16 protein-coding genes are annotated in these 17252 nt (G+C 64.3%); 3 read left to right on the top strand and 13 right to left on the bottom strand.

Features of this window, described 5'->3' with window-relative positions:
- Nucleotides 1-14 precede the first annotated feature (14 nt).
- Nucleotides 15-512 (top strand): hypothetical protein, encoded by a 498-nt coding sequence (locus ACFW0H_RS11720; protein ID WP_422914066.1) that lies wholly within the window; start codon nucleotides 15-17, stop codon nucleotides 510-512.
- 246 nt (nucleotides 513-758) lie between these two features.
- On the opposite strand, the gene ACFW0H_RS11715 is transcribed toward ACFW0H_RS11720, so the two are convergent.
- From ACFW0H_RS11715 to ACFW0H_RS11665, 11 genes are all read right to left on the bottom strand, one after another.
- Nucleotides 759-1352: a hypothetical protein gene (locus ACFW0H_RS11715; protein ID WP_422914065.1), complete on the bottom strand. Its 594-nt coding sequence runs from the start codon at nucleotides 1350-1352 to the stop codon at nucleotides 759-761.
- A 26-nt stretch (nucleotides 1353-1378) separates the two neighbouring features.
- The gene (locus tag ACFW0H_RS11710; RefSeq protein ID WP_422914064.1) at nucleotides 1379-2020 is read right to left on the bottom strand and encodes a c-type cytochrome; all 642 of its coding nucleotides are present in this window, start codon (nucleotides 2018-2020) and stop codon (nucleotides 1379-1381) included.
- A gap of 4 nt (nucleotides 2021-2024) precedes the next feature.
- The gene (locus ACFW0H_RS11705; protein ID WP_422914063.1) at nucleotides 2025-2474 is read right to left on the bottom strand and encodes a c-type cytochrome; all 450 of its coding nucleotides are present in this window, start codon (nucleotides 2472-2474) and stop codon (nucleotides 2025-2027) included.
- 3 nt (nucleotides 2475-2477) lie between these two features.
- Complete coding sequence (locus ACFW0H_RS11700) at nucleotides 2478-2996, bottom strand: methylamine dehydrogenase light chain (RefSeq protein ID WP_422914102.1); 519 nt, start codon at nucleotides 2994-2996, stop codon at nucleotides 2478-2480.
- A gap of 8 nt (nucleotides 2997-3004) precedes the next feature.
- On the bottom strand, nucleotides 3005-3634 hold the full coding sequence (locus ACFW0H_RS11695; RefSeq protein ID WP_422914062.1) for a redoxin domain-containing protein: 630 nt from the start codon (nucleotides 3632-3634) through the stop codon (nucleotides 3005-3007).
- Nucleotides 3631-4197 carry a MauE/DoxX family redox-associated membrane protein gene (locus ACFW0H_RS11690; RefSeq protein ID WP_422914061.1) on the bottom strand — a complete coding sequence of 189 codons (567 nt, stop codon included), beginning with the start codon at nucleotides 4195-4197 and terminating at the stop codon, nucleotides 3631-3633. Before ACFW0H_RS11690 ends, ACFW0H_RS11695 begins: the two co-directional genes overlap by 4 nt.
- Nucleotides 4191-5411 carry an amine dehydrogenase large subunit gene (locus tag ACFW0H_RS11685; RefSeq protein WP_422914060.1) on the bottom strand — a complete coding sequence of 407 codons (1221 nt, stop codon included), beginning with the start codon at nucleotides 5409-5411 and terminating at the stop codon, nucleotides 4191-4193. Before ACFW0H_RS11685 ends, ACFW0H_RS11690 begins: the two co-directional genes overlap by 7 nt.
- Nucleotides 5412-5527: 116 nt before the next feature.
- The gene (locus tag ACFW0H_RS11680; protein WP_422914059.1) at nucleotides 5528-6493 is read right to left on the bottom strand and encodes a WD40/YVTN/BNR-like repeat-containing protein; all 966 of its coding nucleotides are present in this window, start codon (nucleotides 6491-6493) and stop codon (nucleotides 5528-5530) included.
- A 15-nt stretch (nucleotides 6494-6508) separates the two neighbouring features.
- Nucleotides 6509-8869, bottom strand: coding sequence for an efflux RND transporter permease subunit (locus ACFW0H_RS11675; RefSeq protein WP_422914058.1), 2361 nt, complete (start codon nucleotides 8867-8869; stop codon nucleotides 6509-6511).
- A gap of 83 nt (nucleotides 8870-8952) precedes the next feature.
- On the bottom strand, nucleotides 8953-10806 hold the full coding sequence (locus tag ACFW0H_RS11670) for a DUF1302 domain-containing protein (RefSeq protein WP_422914057.1): 1854 nt from the start codon (nucleotides 10804-10806) through the stop codon (nucleotides 8953-8955).
- A gap of 20 nt (nucleotides 10807-10826) precedes the next feature.
- Nucleotides 10827-12188: a DUF1329 domain-containing protein gene (locus ACFW0H_RS11665; protein ID WP_422914056.1), complete on the bottom strand. Its 1362-nt coding sequence runs from the start codon at nucleotides 12186-12188 to the stop codon at nucleotides 10827-10829.
- A 559-nt stretch (nucleotides 12189-12747) separates the two neighbouring features.
- Here ACFW0H_RS11665 and qhpR point away from each other — a divergent pair.
- Both qhpR and ACFW0H_RS11655 read left to right on the top strand, forming a co-directional pair.
- Entirely contained in the window at nucleotides 12748-13743 is a 996-nt protein-coding gene (gene qhpR, locus ACFW0H_RS11660) for an AraC-like transcriptional regulator QhpR (protein ID WP_422914055.1), read from the top strand.
- A gap of 277 nt (nucleotides 13744-14020) precedes the next feature.
- Complete coding sequence (locus tag ACFW0H_RS11655) at nucleotides 14021-15382, top strand: NAD(P)/FAD-dependent oxidoreductase (RefSeq protein WP_422914054.1); 1362 nt, start codon at nucleotides 14021-14023, stop codon at nucleotides 15380-15382.
- 334 nt (nucleotides 15383-15716) lie between these two features.
- Here ACFW0H_RS11655 and ACFW0H_RS11650 read toward each other — a convergent pair whose 3' ends face one another.
- Together ACFW0H_RS11650 and ACFW0H_RS11645 are read right to left on the bottom strand one after the other, a co-directional pair.
- Nucleotides 15717-16196 (bottom strand): VOC family protein, encoded by a 480-nt coding sequence (locus ACFW0H_RS11650; RefSeq protein WP_422914053.1) that lies wholly within the window; start codon nucleotides 16194-16196, stop codon nucleotides 15717-15719.
- Between the two features lie 154 nt (nucleotides 16197-16350).
- Nucleotides 16351-17139: a response regulator transcription factor gene (locus ACFW0H_RS11645; protein ID WP_422914052.1), complete on the bottom strand. Its 789-nt coding sequence runs from the start codon at nucleotides 17137-17139 to the stop codon at nucleotides 16351-16353.
- Between the last annotated feature and the right edge of the window lie 113 nt (nucleotides 17140-17252).

Here is a 17252-nt window from a genome sequence, read left to right as displayed (position 1 = left end):
AGGAACTTGCCTCCATGGCTTCCCCAACTAAACAGCAAAAACGTGCGCAGCGAGCCAAGGCCAAGGCCAAGCAGAACCGCTCGGGCAAAGCCAAAGCCAATGTCGTACATCCGCTGCTAGCCAATCCGCTGGTCAACGAGCCGTTCGATGATGTCGAAATTGACCTGAGCACCTTCGACTTCAAAGACATCGAAGAGAACGGTTTCGACCCGGCACACTTTGACGATCTGTTCCAAGCGATGAAGGTCGGCGAAGACAGCAGCCTACTAGCGATGTGTTTGGTATTCCTGCAATACCCGGTATTGGAGCTGGTGGTCGCGGAGGAATCGCAAGAGTCGGCGATCGACTTCATGATGGGGCTGCTGATTGCCTACCGCGGGTTCTTCCACGATGAAGACGAAGACACGGCAGTGAATTGGGTCGGTGGCGACGCTTTCCAGAAGGCCTACAACGAAGCCTCGATGATCTTGGAGAAGAAGAACGCTCGCGGCACTCCAAACGCCCGTATTTGAAAGAGGAAGGGGATATAACTTTTGGCCGATTTCTGCCTTCCGTGAGCAGCATGGGGCGGTTCCGGTCGTTCGTGACAGGCCGCTACCGATCGATGAAGGCGAAGCGGGAAGGCACCGCCTTTTTCAACAGAATCGGCCATAAGGAGACATTGGAGTGGGAGAGATAGATCTGCTGTCCCCTGCTCTCGCAGATCGCTGCTGAATGTCGCATTCACACCCAACGCGGCCGGCGGTCAGACGGCCGCATCAACGAAGTTTGCCCGCCTCGCCGTCATCGAAGAGTCGCACTGAGCCGTTGTACTTGCAGAAGAAGTCGTCGGCGCAACTCGCGATCTCGGTATAGCGGCCCGCCAATGCCAGTCGCATCATTTCAAGCTGAACTTCCTCCTGCTCCACCATGTACTCCAGGAACCGCCTGGCATTCGCCGGCCCTTGTCGCCGCAGCTTTTTCAGCCATTCGAGGTACTTCAGGGTTTCGCGGTAGATGAACCTCAGCAACGGTCCATGCAGCCTTGCGGGCAACGAGGAAACGGCCAAAGCCTTCAGTCTGGTCAACATCCCGGGCGCGGTGCCCTGCCCCCATCGCCTGGCAGCAAGTGCGTAGTGAGGACGATTGAACACCTCCAGGTCCAGATAGGACTTCCAGAACAATCCGTGCTCATGACCCACGAACCGCTCGGCCATCCGCTCGATGGCCAGGAATGCGAAGGCACGGTTGGCCAGTTCGTGACGGAACCCCTTGATAAAGTCTTTGGACGCCATTTCGATCAACACCTCAATGAGTAAGACAACGCGCGGCGCGCTGGCCGGCACAGCCAGTAGTGATTGAATCAGGGTCATGGGGAGCGGAAGCGGCCCCCGTGGGATCAATTGCCGGCAGCTGGGATCGGAGCCGCCGCCAGCGTGCCGATGTAGTCGACTATGGCCTTGCGCTCGGCCGCGCCACCCACTTGGAGGGAAATGCCGCGCATCCAGATACCGTGCAGGTCGGCATGGGCGTCGGCGCCCCGCACCCCTTGGGCGTAATGGCTAAGCTGGCGCTCCAGATAGGCGGCATCGAGGATGCGCAGGTTAGGTGTCTTCAGCAGCGAGTAGCCGCCACCATCGGGGCCATGGCAGGCGGCGCAGGTGCCCTGATAGGCGGACATGCCACTGGCATCGGCCACAGTCGGCACACGGCCGAGGCCAAGGTCCTGCCCGGCATAGTGCATGGCCAGGGGCGCAAACTCGGCCTCATCGAGGCTCGCCACCACCGCACGCATCTGAGCACCATGGTTGTCACGCATGTCGTAGCCTCGACGGCCCGCCTTGAAGCCCAGCAACTGCTGGAGGAGGTAGTCGGCCTGCTGGCCAGCCAGCCTCGGCGCACCGAGCACCGGGTTGCCCTGGCCCTGATCGCCATGGCAGGCAGCACAGGTTTGCAGCTGGGCGGCGCCCGGTGCCGGCTCGGCCCGGACATGCAGGGTCGCGGCGAGCAGGAGCGCGCCGATGCAGATGCGGTACTTCATGTGGTCAGTTTCCCTTGCGCTGTTGTTCTTCTTGCCGGGCGATGCGCTCCAGCAGTTCTCGGCGTACGCGCTCGACATCCGCCGGGGGCGACTGGCGCCAGGCGTGCAGTTCGGCGCCGGTATAGGGTTCGAAGCCAGCCGGCAACTCGGTCGCGCTGAAGGTTTCCAGCATCCAGTTGAGGACGTCTGCCAGCGCGTTGTCGGAAAGACCCGACAGCGCCGAGCCCGGCACCTGCACCAGGTACTCGCGGCCTCCGGGCACGCCGAGGAACTTGCCCAACTGCCCCGGGAAGGCCGGCACCTGCCGCTCCGCGTTGCCGCTGCCATCCGGCAGGTGGCAGCCTTGGCAGTTGAGCATGTAGTCGAACTGGCGCGGCTCGGTGGCCGCCGCGATGGGCGAACCCATCACGAGCAACACGACAAGCGCCGGGACGGCAAGCACACGGAGCGCCATGGCCTACTCCTTCATCCCGATCACCACCGACAGGGAGCAGTGATAGGGCATGTCGGCGTGGCTGCCGGAGCACCAGTTGATGTCGTTGGAGCTCTGCGGCCGGTACAGCGGCGTGTCGCCCTCGTCGCGCTGGCACACGCAGCGTCCGCAATTGCCCTTGCCGCAACAGTCGTTGTAGGAGATCACGTAGTCCTTGCCGTCCGCAGGATTGCGGCAGGTGCCGATCCAGGTGATGTCCGAGCGTACGGTGCCGGGCGGGCAACTGTTGGGCGAGCCGCCACAGCAGCCGCAAAGGAAGCCGTCGATGGCGCAGTAGCGCCAGTAGTCGCAGCTGTTGGGGTCGCCCTCCTCCACCAGGCCACCGCCGGACTGGGCGAAGGCGTTGCTGCGATACACCGGCAGCAGCGTCGCCGCGCCGGCACCGATCATTAGCGTGCCCAGTCCACCGAGAAACCCTCGACGGGAAGTGCCCCGCGCGGTACGCCGGGTGAAAAGTTCGGTGGCCTCGTCAAACCATCGGATCGCCATGCTCAGTGCACCTGCTGGTAAAGGGAATGTTCGGCCGCCTGTCGCGAAGCCTGCCAGGCCTGGATCGAGGACACGCCCAGAGCCTGGGCCTCGAACAGGCTTTCCAGGTGCTCACGGGTGTTGACCAGGCCATGGGTGACCACGGAGCCGGCCGCGTCGATCAGCACGGCGTAGGGCAGCTTGCTGATCTGGTAGGCCAGGCCGACCTCGCGGGACAGCAGGTAGGGAAAATCCTGAAGCCGCTGGGCAGCGATGAAGGCCTCATGGGCAGCGGCCTCACCGTCGCTGGCCAGGACGATGCGCAGCCGGGAGCCCTCGCGCCCGCGTACCGAGCGGAGTACCGGCAGCAGGGTCTTGCACACCGGGCAGGTTTCGGAGAGGAAGAACAGCAGGGTCGACTGGCCCCGCTCGCTGGCCCCGCCGAGGTTGACCGAGCCACCGGTGAGGCTGGGCAAGGTGAAGCGCGGCGCCGTCTCGCCGGCCTTGATGGACTTGCCGAGGGACAAGGCTCCCACCGGGCGGATGCGTTCGTGCAGCAGGCCGATCTGGCGTGCCAGTGCCCAGACGGCAATGGCCAGGCCCAGGGTGGTCAGCCAGGAGAAGAAGCTGGAGATCATCAGTGCATGTGTCATGGCTCGATCAACTCTTGCAGGGAAGAACGATTGGCGATCAGCAGGTTCGCCAGCAGATAGAGGGCCAGGCCGCTGAAAACGGCGCCGGCCAAGGTGATGGCGTCGAACCACACCAGGGGGCGGCTCTGCGACGGCAGCAGCAGGTTGAGGGCAGGCAGCAGCAGCACCAGGTTGCGCACCGCCAAGGCCGCACTGGGTGCCTGGGGTCGGCCACCCCAATGGCAGCCGCAGTCCTTGATGGCCGCTCCGCGTCGAGCGGCCAGGGCGAGCACCCCGGCATAGAGCGCCAGCAGCGACACAGCGGGCAGTGCTGCCTGGGGCCACCAGACACTTGCCACGACACCGGCGGCAGCCAGCAATTCGAGGGCTGGCACCAGAACCTTGAGCAGCCCCGAGAGCCCCGTCAGTTGGCCGCCGAACGCCGCACCGTAGCCCTGCAGCACCCGAGCGAAGCCCTGGCCATCGCGCAACTTGTACAGCCCCGCAGAGCCCAGCAGCAGCACCAGGCCGCCCGCGCTGGCGAGGTGAACCATGGGGTCCTGGAGAAAGGCCGCGATCACCATGGCGCCACCACGTTCATGAACCCCAGGGGAATGTCGCCGATGCTGCGCAGGTGCTCGCCGCTGTCGGCGTCGTAGAGGTTGATCCCCTGGCGTAGCAGCGGTCCCAGGCCGGCCTCGCCCTCGGTCAGGTAGATCCAGGTGGTGAACAACGTGGGCATGGGCACCAGCCAGTCGAGGCTGTACAAGCGCGGATGTTCACCCTGGCTGACACCGATGGCGGTGCTCTGCTCCTTCAGCTCGACGCGCGCCAGCCGCTGTTGCGTGGCAATGTCGAACACCCAGACCTCGGTGCCTGGCTTCTGGTAGTTCTCCGGCTTGTCCTGGTGCATCAGCACAAACAGCCGCCCGCTGCGTTGGTGCAGCGCAGTGCCGTGGTTGCCCGCCACCCCCCAGCCATCGGCACGCTCCCCGTCGCTGACCAGGGACCACTGCCGGGTGGTCTGGACGCCCTCGGCGTTCATGCGGATGCCGTAGGCGTTGTTCTGTTGGGAGACGAAGTACCAGGTATCGCCCTGGCGCACCCCGGTGGTGAGGATCCGGTCCTTGAGCGGGTCGAAGGCCGGCGCGGTGCGGGACTGCACGCGGACCTGTCCGGCATCGTCGAGGCCGAGGTGGAAGAAGCCGCCATTGCCGCAGACGGCGTAGAAGTCGCGCGGGCCCGCAGGGTAGATGGAAGCGCAGCCCGGCGTCGCGACTTCGCTGACGAAGCGGTGGGATTCAAGGTCGACGATGGAAATGGATTGAGCCGGGGTGAAGTTGAGCACCAGCAGGAAGCGCTCGTCGTCCGACAGGACGCTGATTCCCGTGGAGATCAGCGCCGTCATGCGCTTGGCGGGAATGCCGATCTCCTGCTTCGGACTCAGGGTGCGGGCGTCATACACCGTCACCACGTCCGAGCGGGTACCGCGCACGCCCCGGCTGAAGTAGATCTCGGTGGCATAGAGCTCGTCGCGCTTGCGGGAGAAGACCAGGCCGTTGGACCACGTTCCGGTGTTCAGCACACCGAGATTGCGGCCGTCGTCGGCGAACAGGTAGGCGCGACCATCCACCATGTTGGGAGCATTGCTGCCCCAGATCCAGAACCAGTCCTGCCCCTTGTGATCCCCCAGCACTTGCACATGGGCCTGTTCCGGTTGGAACGTCGCCACGGCGGGTAGCGCCAGGACGGCCAGCGACAGGCCGCACAGCAGGTTTCGCAATGAAGACTTCAGCATAGGGTTGTTCCGATGGCGTGGATTGAGGGCCCGGCAAGCAGCGCCGAACCTGCAGTCTAGGGATGGCACCACGGCGCTGGCTTGGCTGGCCGCGTCATCCCGTTTGGCATCTGGCGTCAGGGCTGCGGACCGATGCCGCTCGCCTGAAGCAGCACACCCGAAGGTCCGAACAGCAGCAGGCCACTGCCGGCCTGGGACGCCAGCGCCGCCAGGTTCAGGCGGTCTTCACGGATCGTGGCGGTGAAGCGCCCTACCCCGGGGTCCGACCAGCCCACCAGTCCGCCATTGCCCACCAGCGCCACGCGCCCGTCAGGCAGTTGGGCCAGGGCGGTGATGGCTTCGTGGCTGCCACTGTCCAGCTCTCGCCAGCTGTCGCCCTGGTCATCGCTCAGCAGCACGCGGCCGCTCATGCCGGCGAGCAACACACGGCCATCGCGCAGCCCGAGCCCCGTCCACAGCGAGCCGCTGGCCCCGGTGTCCAGGGTTTCCCAGGACGAGCCGCCATCGCGGGAACGGAAGGCGTTGCCCATTTCGGCGACGATGAACAGGCTGCCATTCGGGCCGGGAAAGACCTGGTTGAGGTGGTAGTCGTCGCCTTCGGCGCCCACGCTGAGGCGCTGCCAGCTGTTGCCGCCATCGCGGGTTTGCGCGGCATAGCCGTAGGCGCCGGTGACGATGCCGTGCCGGTTATTCTCGAACCAGACCGACAGCAGCACGGGCTGGCCCTCCAGGTCCGCCTGCCGGGTCCAGGTCTCGCCGCCGTCCTCGCTGTGCAGCAACACGCCACCGTGGCCAACGGCCCAGCCCTGTCGGGCATCGGTGAAGCTGACGGCGGTAAGCAAGCCATCCACCGGCACGCTGCGCGCCTGGCGCCAGGCCTGGCCATCGTCGGAGAGCACCACCACGCCGTGGTCGCCCACTGCTGCCAGGCGCTCGCCAGCACGGGCCACCGCCACCAGCGGGGCGTGCTGCGGCGCCGCCAGGGACATGGCCGGACCGGCGTCCTCTGCGGCGTGCGGGCTGCCGCCGCTGGCCAGGATCAGCGCCGCCAGCAACAGGCGCAGGGAGTGAATCGCGAACATCGACAGTCCTCCTCTTCAGTGCGCGAGCAGGGGCGCACGGACCGGCCCCCGTCGTGGAATCAGGGTGTCCAGCATCACGGCGATGGCCGGCAGCAGGGTGATGGCCATGATCATGTTGACCATGAACATGAAGGTGAGCAGCAGGCCCATGTCGGCCTGGAACTTGAGCGCCGAGAAGGACCAGGTGGCGACGCCGACCGACAGCGTCAGCGCGGTGAACACCGTGGCCACGCCGACTTCCCGCAGGCCCTGTTGGAAGGCGCTGACGATGTCCTGCCCCTCGGCCAGGTGCATCTGCAGGCGGTTGTAGATGTAGAACGCGTAGTCGACGCCGATGCCCACCGCGAGCACCATCACCGGCAGGGTCGCCACGGTCAGGCCGATGTCCAGCGCCTTCATGAACCAGTAGCCGAGGAAGGTGGCCAGGGTCAGCGGCAGGCAACAGGCGATCATCGCCCGCCAGTCGCGGTAGACCAGGAACACCAGCAGCACGATGGTCAGGTAGACGTAGAGCATCATCGGCAGCTCGGAGGTTTCCACCACTTCGTTGGTAGCGGCCTGCACCCCGGCATTGCCGCTGGCCAGGCGCACCGTCACCCCGTCCAGGGGATGCTCAGCGCGATAGCGCTTCACGGCCTGCACCACCTCTTTCAACGTGCTGGCCTTGTGGTCGGCCAAGTAGAGGTTGATCGGCAGCAGCGTGCAGTCCTCGTTGTACAGCCGCAGGGCCTCGGGAACCTGACGCACCGCCTCGCCGAGTGACGACTCGTCCATCGGCAACGCCGCCCACTTCGGGTTGCCTTCGTTGACGCCAGAGGCCGACAGCTTGGTCAGTGCCGGCAACGACTGCGCCGAGAGCACGCCGGGCACATTGCCCAGGTACCAGGTGAGGCGGTCCACGTAGGTCATCACGTCGTGCCGGTAGCAGCCGCCTTCGGGGGTCTCCACCGCCACGGTGAAGAGGTCCAGACCGAGGGCGAAATGGCTGACCACGCTTTCCACGTCCTGGTTGTAGCGCGACTCAGCACGCAGCTCCGGCGCGCCCGGCAGCACATGGCCGACATGGCGGCCCTGGCTCTGCCACACCGCCAGCACCATCAGCCCCAGGCACAGCAGGCTGCCGATGGCGGCGTTGCGCGGCTCGGCGAGCCGGCCAAGGCGGACCATGGCACCGTCACGCCAGGCACGCAGACGCTCCACCCGGGCCACGTAGGCGGCGTCGAAGCGGAAGTAGCTGGCCAGCAGCGGCAGCATGATGAGGTTGGTGACGATCTTGTAGGCCACGCCCACCGAGGCGGTGATGGCCAGCTCGCGGATCATCGGGATAGGCACCAGGGCCAGGGTGGCGAAGCCGACGAAGGCGGTGATCAGCGCCAGGGTGCCGGGAATCAGCAGGCCACCGAAGCTGCGCCGGGCGGCGGTCATGCCGTCGGCGCCGGCGCAGACCTCACGAGAAATGAAATTCACCTGCTGCACCCCGTGGGACACGCCGATGGCAAACACCAGGAAGGGCACCAGGATCGCCAGCGGGTCCAGTCCGTACCCCAGCAGGGTCAGGGTGCCGAACTGCCAGACCACCGACACCAGCGAGCAGAACAGCGGCAGGAAGGTCAGCACCCAGGAGCGCGTGTACCAGTAGACCGCCAGCGCGGTGAGCAGGAAGGCCAGGAAGAAGAACCCGACCACGCTCCTGGCACCCGCGCCGATATCTCCCATCTGCTTGGCGAAGCCGATGATCTGCACGTCGTAGTCGCCATCGGCGAAGCGGGCGCGCACTTCATCTTCCAGCTGCTGGCTGAAGGCCAGGTAGTTCAGGCGCTTGCCGGTCTGCGGGTCCGGGTCCGCCAGTTCGGCCATCACCATCGCGCCGGAATGGTCGTTGGCCACCAGGCTGCCGACGAAACCACCGATGAGGGTGCGCTCGCGGATGCCGGCGATGGCCTGGTCGTCGAGGGTGCCGACGGTGACATCGCCGCCGACCACGTCCTCGGCCTTCATGCCTTCCTCGGTGATCTGCACCGCGCGGGTGTTCGGCGTCCACAGCGAGGTGACGCTGCGGCGGTCGATCCCCGGCATGAAGAACAGCGCCTGGGTCAGGTCATGCAGGCGGGTCAGCGCCGCCTTGTTCCAGATGTCGCCCTGTTTGGCGTGCAGCACCACGATGATGCGGTTGGCGCCGAACAGTACGTCGCGGTACTGGTTGAAGGTCTTGATGAAGGCATGCTGCTGCGGCAGCTGCTTGTCGAAGCCGGCCGACATTTCCAGGCGCAGGGCGAACAGCCCCATGACCAGGGTGACGGCGGCCAGTACGCCCAGGGTCGCCAGGCGATGGCGGAAGAAGAAGCGCTCGAGCGCCCACACGAGTGAAGCCAACATGGAATGCCTCGATTCAACGCAGGCCCCGGCGGCGCACCGGGCCGGATTGCCTCCGGCCGACGCGCCCCGCGGCCACCGCTGGGTCAGAACGAGTAGGAAAGGCTGCCGGCGAGGAAGTCGCGGTCGGCCATCAGGTTGTTGTCACCGCCGCCCCAGTACTGCACCCACTGCAGGTTGCCCTTCCAGCGGTCGCGGTAGTTGAACAGCAAGGATGTGGTCAGCGACTTGCGCCCCTCGACAAAGGGCATGGCGTTGGGCGTGGTGCCGTTGACGTCGTGGCTGAAGTCCAGCTGCGGCGTGACGGTGATGCCGGTGCCGAACAGGTCCGGGTAGTTGATGCCGATCTCGGCCACATAGCCCCAGCTGGTTTTGTCCGGCAGCGAGTAGTCCGGCAGGAAGTACGGCGTCTTGCCGGAGGTATCCAGCCCTGGGTAGTGGGCGACCACCGCCTCGGCCAGGATGAAGCCGTCGGAGGCGCCCAGGGCGCTTGGGATGAACCCCAGCGGGTCATTGGCGGAGAAGCTGTAGATGGCGTTGAGGTCCGCCTGCCACTTCTTCTCCTCGACGAAGCCCTTGTGCACCCCGGTGTCGAACACGCTGAACTTGTTGAAACTGCCGGTGAAGGCTTGGCCGAAGGGCACCGTGGGGTCGATGCCGACGCTGTCGTCGGGCCGGTAGGACAGCTCGCCGGCCACGGCCACCGGCCCCACCATGGTGTTCATCGACAGGCCGAACAGGTCTTTGTCCTCGCCGTAGTTGATGAAGAAGTTGTCCACCACCAGGTTGTCCGGGTTGGTCAGTGCGGTGTAGCCGACGAAGGGCAGTTTGTCGTGGTAGCGCTGGTAGTAGAAGCCGAATTCGGTCTCGATGGATTCAGCGGTCCAGCGCAGGGCCACGCCGTACTGGCCGCTGTTCTTCGCCGCGCGCTCGCCGCCGTAGGGAATCGCCAGGCCGCTGGCCACCAGGGTCGCATCGTCGAGACCGCTCACCAGCGGATCGCCGCAATGACCGGTAGGCGTAACGGCGGCGCAGGTACCCGCGCCGAGGAGGCCATCCACATAGCCGCTGGGGTAAAAGATGGGCCTCCGCCCCTCCCCCACGATGTCGGCGGTGGAGAAGTAGGTGCCCACCGGGTCCAGGCCGTAGGCGTTCCACTTGAACTGGTAGTACGCCTCCAGGCTCAGGGTGTCGGTGAGTCCGAGGTTGAACGAGGCCATGGGCGCCGGGATGAACACTTCCTTCAGCTGGGTGCCCGGCGTGTGGTACTTGGGCAGGCTGAGGGCGTTGATCTGGTTGATGCCACCGGTGACGAAGATCTCCTCGCCCCAGCTGATCACCTGATTGCCGACCTTGACCTTGGCCGGCATGTCGCCAATGTCGAAGCCCTTCGCCACCCACAGGTCCAGCAGGTCGAAGCGCTCGGTGGCGTCACGCTCGGCCTGGTCGTCCAGTTCGGTGCGGCGCGTGTCGTCCATCTTGAAGTCTTTCGCCCAGGCCACCCGGCCCAGGGCGCTCCAGCCATCGCCGAACTTCAGGCTCAGCTCGTGGGTGCCCTTGATCACATGGGAGAACACATCGTGCTTGTGGTAGTTCAGGTTGCCGTCGTCGGCGTTGCTGTAGTTGATGTCGGCGTTGGCAAAGCCGTTACCCCGACTGAGGTTGTAGAAGCGGCCAAGTTCGTTGCGGGTGCCGGTGTTGCAGCCGCCGTTGTCGCCGCCCAGCAGGTGGCAGTCCGGAGCCTCCAGGCGGGTGGCGAAGCCGTAGGACAGCGTCGAGTCGAAGCTGCCCGAAATGCTGTCCTCGGAGCCGAAGGTGAACGCCTGTCCCGGCTGCGGCCAGAGCAGCCCGGAAGCGGCCATCACGGCCAGGGCGAGCAGATTGCGGACGCACGGGGTCCCTTGCGCTGCCGGGGCAGCGCATTGCTTGTGGTGGTTCATCGAGGGGTTCTCCGATCCGATCAACGCTCGCCGCGACGGCGCAGTTCGCTGGGGTTGAACAGGCTGTCGGTGACACGCCCTTCCAGGCCCGCCGTCAGGTCGAGGACCTCGCCTTCCTGGGTGAATCCATCGGCCAGGTAGCGGCGCGCCACCAGGTCATAGCTGACGTACTCGAAGCTGGTGCAGGCCTGGATGCCAGGGTCGGCCCACTGGCTGCCTTCCTGCACGCGCCAGAGATTGCCCTTGGCGTCGTACATGTCCACATGCAGCAGGTTCCAACTGTCCTCGTCGAAGAACATCACCCGCTTGGCGAAGGAGTGGCGCTTGTCAGCCTTCACTGTCGCCTCGACCACCCAGACGCGGTGCTTCTCGTAGCGTTGCACGTCGCGATTCAGGTAGTCCGCGCCCATCAGGTCCTTGTACTTGTTGGCCTTGTCCACCAGCTTGTAGGAGTTGTAGGGCACCACCATCTCCTTCTTGCCGATCAGCTTGAAGTCGTAGCGGTCCAGGGCGCCGGTGAACATGTTGATCTGGTCGACGAAGTACAGGCTGTCGCTGCCGGCGACGGGGTTGTCGTAGGCGAAGGACGGCGCACGGCGCACCCGGCGCTGCCCCGGGAAGTAGATCCAGGCGTCCTGGGGGCGGTCCAGCAGGCTGTGCAGCAGGTACATCTCACCCGCGCGGGACGACGGCGAGAGTACGTCGTACAGGAGCTTGGCCTCGATGTCGTCGGTGTCGGCCGGTGACTTCACGGCCGGGTCGTTATAGGGGTAGTACTCGGTGGCCCACTGTTTCACTTCGAAAAGGTCGCCACCCTTCTCCCGCATCAACAGGGAGAGCTGCGCCCGGCGTGCCTTGGCCATGTAGCGCAGCTTGAAGTTCCACAGCACTTCCACACCGTTCTGCGGGATGGGGAACGGCACCGCCGCGCCCACTGCCTGCTCCAGGCGCCAGCCATCGCTGCCGATCCGGCTCTGCCCGGCGTTGGCGCGGGTGCGCTCGGCCACCTCGTCCGGAACCGCGCAGCTGCGATGGGTCGGGTAGACGTCCAGGCGATAGCCCGGATAGGTCTTGATCAGCGCGGCCTGCCCTTCCGGCAGTTGCGCCTGGTACTGGGCGACGTTGCTGGCGTCGATGGAGTACAGCGGCTTGTCGGCGCCGAAGGGGTCGCCGTGGCCCGGGGACCAGCCGGCCGGCGGCTTGGTCAGGCCACCGTCCCAGGCGGGAATGCTGCCGTCGGCATTGCCGGCCTTCTCGGCGCCGATGGGGGTGAGGTCGCTGCCGAGGCGACTCGGGTCGACGGAAGAAGCGGCCTGCAGGCCAGTGGCACCGAACAGCGCGCACAGTGCGCCGCCCAGCAAGGAACGCGGGAAGAATCTCATGGGGTTCTCCTGAGGTTTTTCTTGTGATCTTTCAGGAACGCGGCACTCCGCGGACACGAAGGGTCAGCGAGAGGGCGAGGCCCGAGGCATGGAAAGGACGTGCGGCGTGAATACCGGCATCGAGTCGGTACTGGGTGTCGTTGCGGTCATGGAACCGGCCCCGCTAATCTTGTTCTTGTTCGGGTAGGCGAGCTGCTTGCGCTGGGAAAACGAGGCCAGTCACCACGACCTGGCCAAAATCTTCAGGCTCGCCTTGGGAACAAAACTATTGGAAGGCCGGCGCCAAGGATTGCCCGCTCGCGCCAGCCCGTTTGGCATCTGGCGCCAAGGGCTTCCCGACGGGTCATGAACGCGCAAGTCGCGGCAGCTGGCACGGCCACGGCACGTTGCCCTTCGGCAACGAGCAGAGGATGATCCGCGCCGGCTGGCTGAGCCGACGAACGCCCGCGAGCAGCGGGCAAAGGCGCATGTCCAGCACCGACCTGGTCGAGGTCTCCCCAAGCAGCACGCCCGGCAACCGGGGATCAGCGGCGACACAAACAGATAGGCTGTGGAACAAATGAAATCAGCGCGTACGGTCCTCTCCGAGAACTTTTTTCGTCGATTCAGTGAAGTCTTCGCGCCACATCTCGACGTGGTCGGATTGGACACCCGGATACTGGAAAGAGCGGACGTGGAGATACCCGGTGAACAGTACGTCGCGCTCTGGGAGGCCGCCGGCAAGACCAACCCCAATATCGGGCTCGTGCTCGGCAACCAGACCGAAGCGGATGATTTCGGCGCGCTCGGACATGCCATGCACTGCGCAACCAGCGTCGAAAAGGTCCTGAGGACGCTCCACCAGTTCATCGTGGTCTTCGCCCAGGAGTCGACATTCACGTACGAGATGGACTCCCGTTTCGTCTACGTCGACTACCAGATCTCCGATCCGACGGTCATTCATCGAAGGCAGGATTCCGAGTTCGCCATTGCATCCGTCTTTCGGCAGCTCACCTTGATCACGAACAGCCAGATAAGGCCGTCTCGCGTCGACTTCGAGCATGACCGGCCAGCCGACCTGTCGGAGCACAAGCACATCTTCCAGTGCCCGCTCTACTTCAATCAGCCCACGAATCGACTTTACCTGCCCATCGAGACGCTGAATCTGCCGGTGCCGCATGGCAATGAGCGCCTGTACAAGGCTCTGCAGCCCTACCTCGAAAAGGAGCGCCATGAACGCTACATACCGGACGAGCTTCTGCTGCAGATCACCCGCATGATCGCAGCGGACATGAGCAGCGGCGTGCCATCGCTGGTCGACATCTGCGAACAGCTTGGCGTCAGTCGGCGGACACTGCAGCGTCGCCTCAAAGAGCACGGGATAGAGTTTTCGTCGTTGGTGGAGGATGTGCGCCGGGAGCTGGCGCTCGCCTACATGAAGGATTCGGAGTACTCCATGACGGAAATTTCGTTGCTGGTGGGCTATTCCGAGTCGGGCTCCTTTACCCGGGCCTTCCGGCGCTGGACCGGGCAATCGCCGCAGCAGTACCGAGCCGCCAACCACCCCCTCCCCTAACGTTCTCCAGCCAGATGCTCGCGCCTTTCCCCGGCAGGCGCTGGCCCTCCAGCGGCGCCTGCCTGGCGCGAACTGCTGAAAGTACTGGCACCCCCTGCCAATTCACGGCTTGAGCCACCCGCTACCCTGAGCAGCGCCAACGCGAGTCGGAATCCGCCGCTCCGTTGCGGCACCTTCCTGATTCAGTTCAGCCCACGCTGCAAAAGATGGCGCACTGCGAGAATCCGATGTCGCGCCAGGAAATCCGACGGACACATCACCGGCAGAGATCGACAGCATGACCCACCGAGACCCGCGCCTGGACAACACGTCCTTCTGGCAACACGACTACGGGCACTACTCGCCCAACATCTCCCTGAAGGAAGACCTGAAGGTAGATGTGGCCATCATCGGCGGCGGCTTCACCGGCCTGAACACCGCCTGGCAATTCAAGCAGGACAACCCCAACGCACGTGTCGTGGTGCTTGAAGCCGCCGTTATCGGTTTCGGGGCCAGCGGCCGCAACGCCGGTTTCAGTACCAGACTCTTCGGACTTGAGCCTGAGATGGTGCTGCTGCGCTGGGGCAAGCAGAAAGTGATCGAAGCCCACCACTACCTGGACATGGCGGTCGCCCACACGAAGAACCTGATCGAGGAGCAAGGTCTCCAATCGGATTACCGTCATAGCGGCATGGTTCGCATCAGCTACTCCGGGAAGCAACTGGGCCGCATGGAGAAAACCTATCAACTGCTCCAGAAACTGGGCATCGATGGCGAACTCAAGTGGCAGGACAGATCCCGGATTCAGCAGGACTTCCATTCCGAGCGCTTCATCGGAGGGATCTATGAGTCCAACACTGGCCAACTCAACCCGTGCAAGCAGGTTCGAGAGCTCAAGCGCCTGGCCGAATCGGCGGGTGTTTCAATCTACGAAGCCAGTCCGGTCTCGGACATCGAAAGGACCGCCTCGGCCATAGTTCTCAAGACCCCGGGTGGCAACGTCACCGCCGACAAGCTCGTGATCGCTACCAACGCTTACTCCCGCCAGGTGCCGGACACCCGCCGACTGCAGAGCCGACAGTTCCCCCTCTGGACCTATCAGGTCGTCACCGAGCGCCTCACTGCGGATCAATGGGAGAGTATCGGTTGGAAGGACCGGCAGGCATTCGGAGACAACCGGCAAATGCTGCATTACTACCGCCCTACCGCAGATGGTCGCATCGTCATGGGTGGGGGCGACGCGATCGTCTACCGGACGCCCGCCATGGACGAAGTACCCTCGCCCATGAGCTGGCAGCACTGCGAAGCCCATTTGAAGTGGATATACCCTCAACTGAAAGACGTGCGCATCGATTATCGATGGGGCGGCCCTGTCTCGGTGAACACCGACATGGTCCCCGAGATCAGCTTCGTGAATGACGAACGAGTCATCTATTCCGGCGGTTGCTTTGGTCACGGCGTAGCGTTGACGCACCTCAATGGCCGAACCCTCGCAGACCTGCTCAATGGCAATAAAACCGAACTGACGGACTTCTGGATCGTGAACAGAAAATCCATCTCCATGCCGAACGACACGCTTTCGTACTTCGGCGGCCGAGTGGCCCGTAGAGCACTTCAGGCTTTTGACTGGTGGGAAGAACGAAACTTGCAGGGCAAGTAACAGAACCACACCGGCATCATACGGCCCCAGAACGTCGGTAAATGGGGTTACTCCAGCGGGACGAATTCCGTCCGCTTTTGGCTGGGTTCTGTCTGATACGGTGGCTCGGCTGTGCTCAGGTGAACTGGAGTGGCTGACGCTGCTGATGCGCAGCTTCAGCTACGGCCTGTACGCGCTGATGCCGCCAAAGTGGCGAGCGCAGCGGCAAGCGCAAGGAAGCGCATCGCCAACCGCCACAACGCCACACCAACGAGACGCTTCCAGCCGAGCGATGCCGCTTGCTGAAGGCTTAGCGAACGGGGCGTCACGCCGACGGCGCGGCCCTGGGCGCTGGTCACCCCTTCAGCGCAGCTTCGATCGCGGCGATATCAATCTTTCGCATGCCCATCATCGCGTCGAACGCGCGCTTGGCCGCTGTTCGATCAGGACTGGTAATGGCGGCCGTCAATACGCGTGGCGTGATCTGCCACGACAGGCCCCATTTGTCCTTGCACCATCCGCATGCGCTTTCCTGGCCACCATGACCGATGATTGCGTTCCACAAGCGATCGGTCTCGGCCTGGTCATCGGTCGCAACCTGGAACGAGAATGCCTCGTTATGCCTGAACGCCGGCCCTCCGTTCAGACCAAGGCAAGGGATGCCCATCACCGTGAACTCGACGGTCAAGACATCGCCCTGCTTGCCAGCAGGATAGTCGCCAGGCGCGCGATGGACAGCGCCCACCACACTGTCAGGGAACGTCTCGGCATAGAACGTCGCAGCCTCCAACGCGGTGCCGTCATACCAGAGGCATATCGTGTTTTTGCTGATCATCCTGGTTCTCCACGATTGGTACCGGTCATGGATTTTAGTCCCGCAGTCGGCCTGTCGCTTCCCGATCCGAGGTTGCCGGTGGGAACCGGCAGAGACCGGCCAGGAGGGGCATTAGAGTAGGGAAAATAGAGCTGTGCCCTTTCCTGGCCCGTTCTCACACGCCCTTCAACTGCCGCACGAACAAGGCAAACAATTGCGCCTGGCTGCCGATACTCAATTTCTCGTAGAGATTCCGCCGGTGCACCTTCACCGTCCCCGGGCCGATTCGCAGCAGCTGCGACGCCGAGATAGTGGAGTGCCCCTCCAGCAGCAGCCGCGCCACCTCACGCTCCCTCGGGCTCAGTACGCCCCGGCCGAACTGCTGGAACACCTCATCCACCTTCTGGTTCAGGTCATCGACAACATGATGGCCGTCCTGCCGATACGCCTCCCAGGCCAAGCGCACCACCTGCGCTACCACGGGCGCCGCGCTGCGCAGCAATTGCCGCTCCTCCTCAGTGGAAGGCGCCGTCCCCCGCCGCCACAACAGCGACAGCACCGCCCTGCTCTCCTCGCCCAGGCTGATGATGAACCCCAGCTTCTCGGACAACGCCAGATAGCGGTAATAGCTACGGAAATACTCGGTGGCAGAGAAGCGCTCAGGCGCCAGCCGCCGCATGCTGTACAGCCCATCGGCCGTACCGAACACGCAAGCCAGGTAGAACGGGTCCAGCAGATAGGGCCCGGCCTGGTAGTCACTGACGAAGCGCTGCCGCAGGTCCGACGGGAAGGTGTTGAACAGCGCCAGCGGTGCACACTGCCCTTCGTAGATGAACAGCGAGAAGTGGTCGGTGGAGGTCAGGCGCTTCAGCCAGTCGATGAGCGCCTGCAGTTGAGGACGGCCGGGGGCGCGCGCCAGTACATCGGCGATGTCTTGGGTCCATTCGGTTAGCTGTCCGTGCATTGGTCACTCCCTGGTCCGTCGCGAAGACACCCGTCTGCATGTCAGAAGACTTGCCATTAGCAAATAATACTCTATTGAGTATAGATAAATAGAACGGTGAAAGGCTTCATCGT

It is taken from the genome of Metapseudomonas cellulosilytica (genome assembly GCF_049334135.1).
Lineage (GTDB): Bacteria > Pseudomonadota > Gammaproteobacteria > Pseudomonadales > Pseudomonadaceae > Metapseudomonas.
The sequence above is the reverse complement of the archived record's forward strand: the minus strand, read 5'-3'. Positions and strand labels throughout refer to the sequence as shown.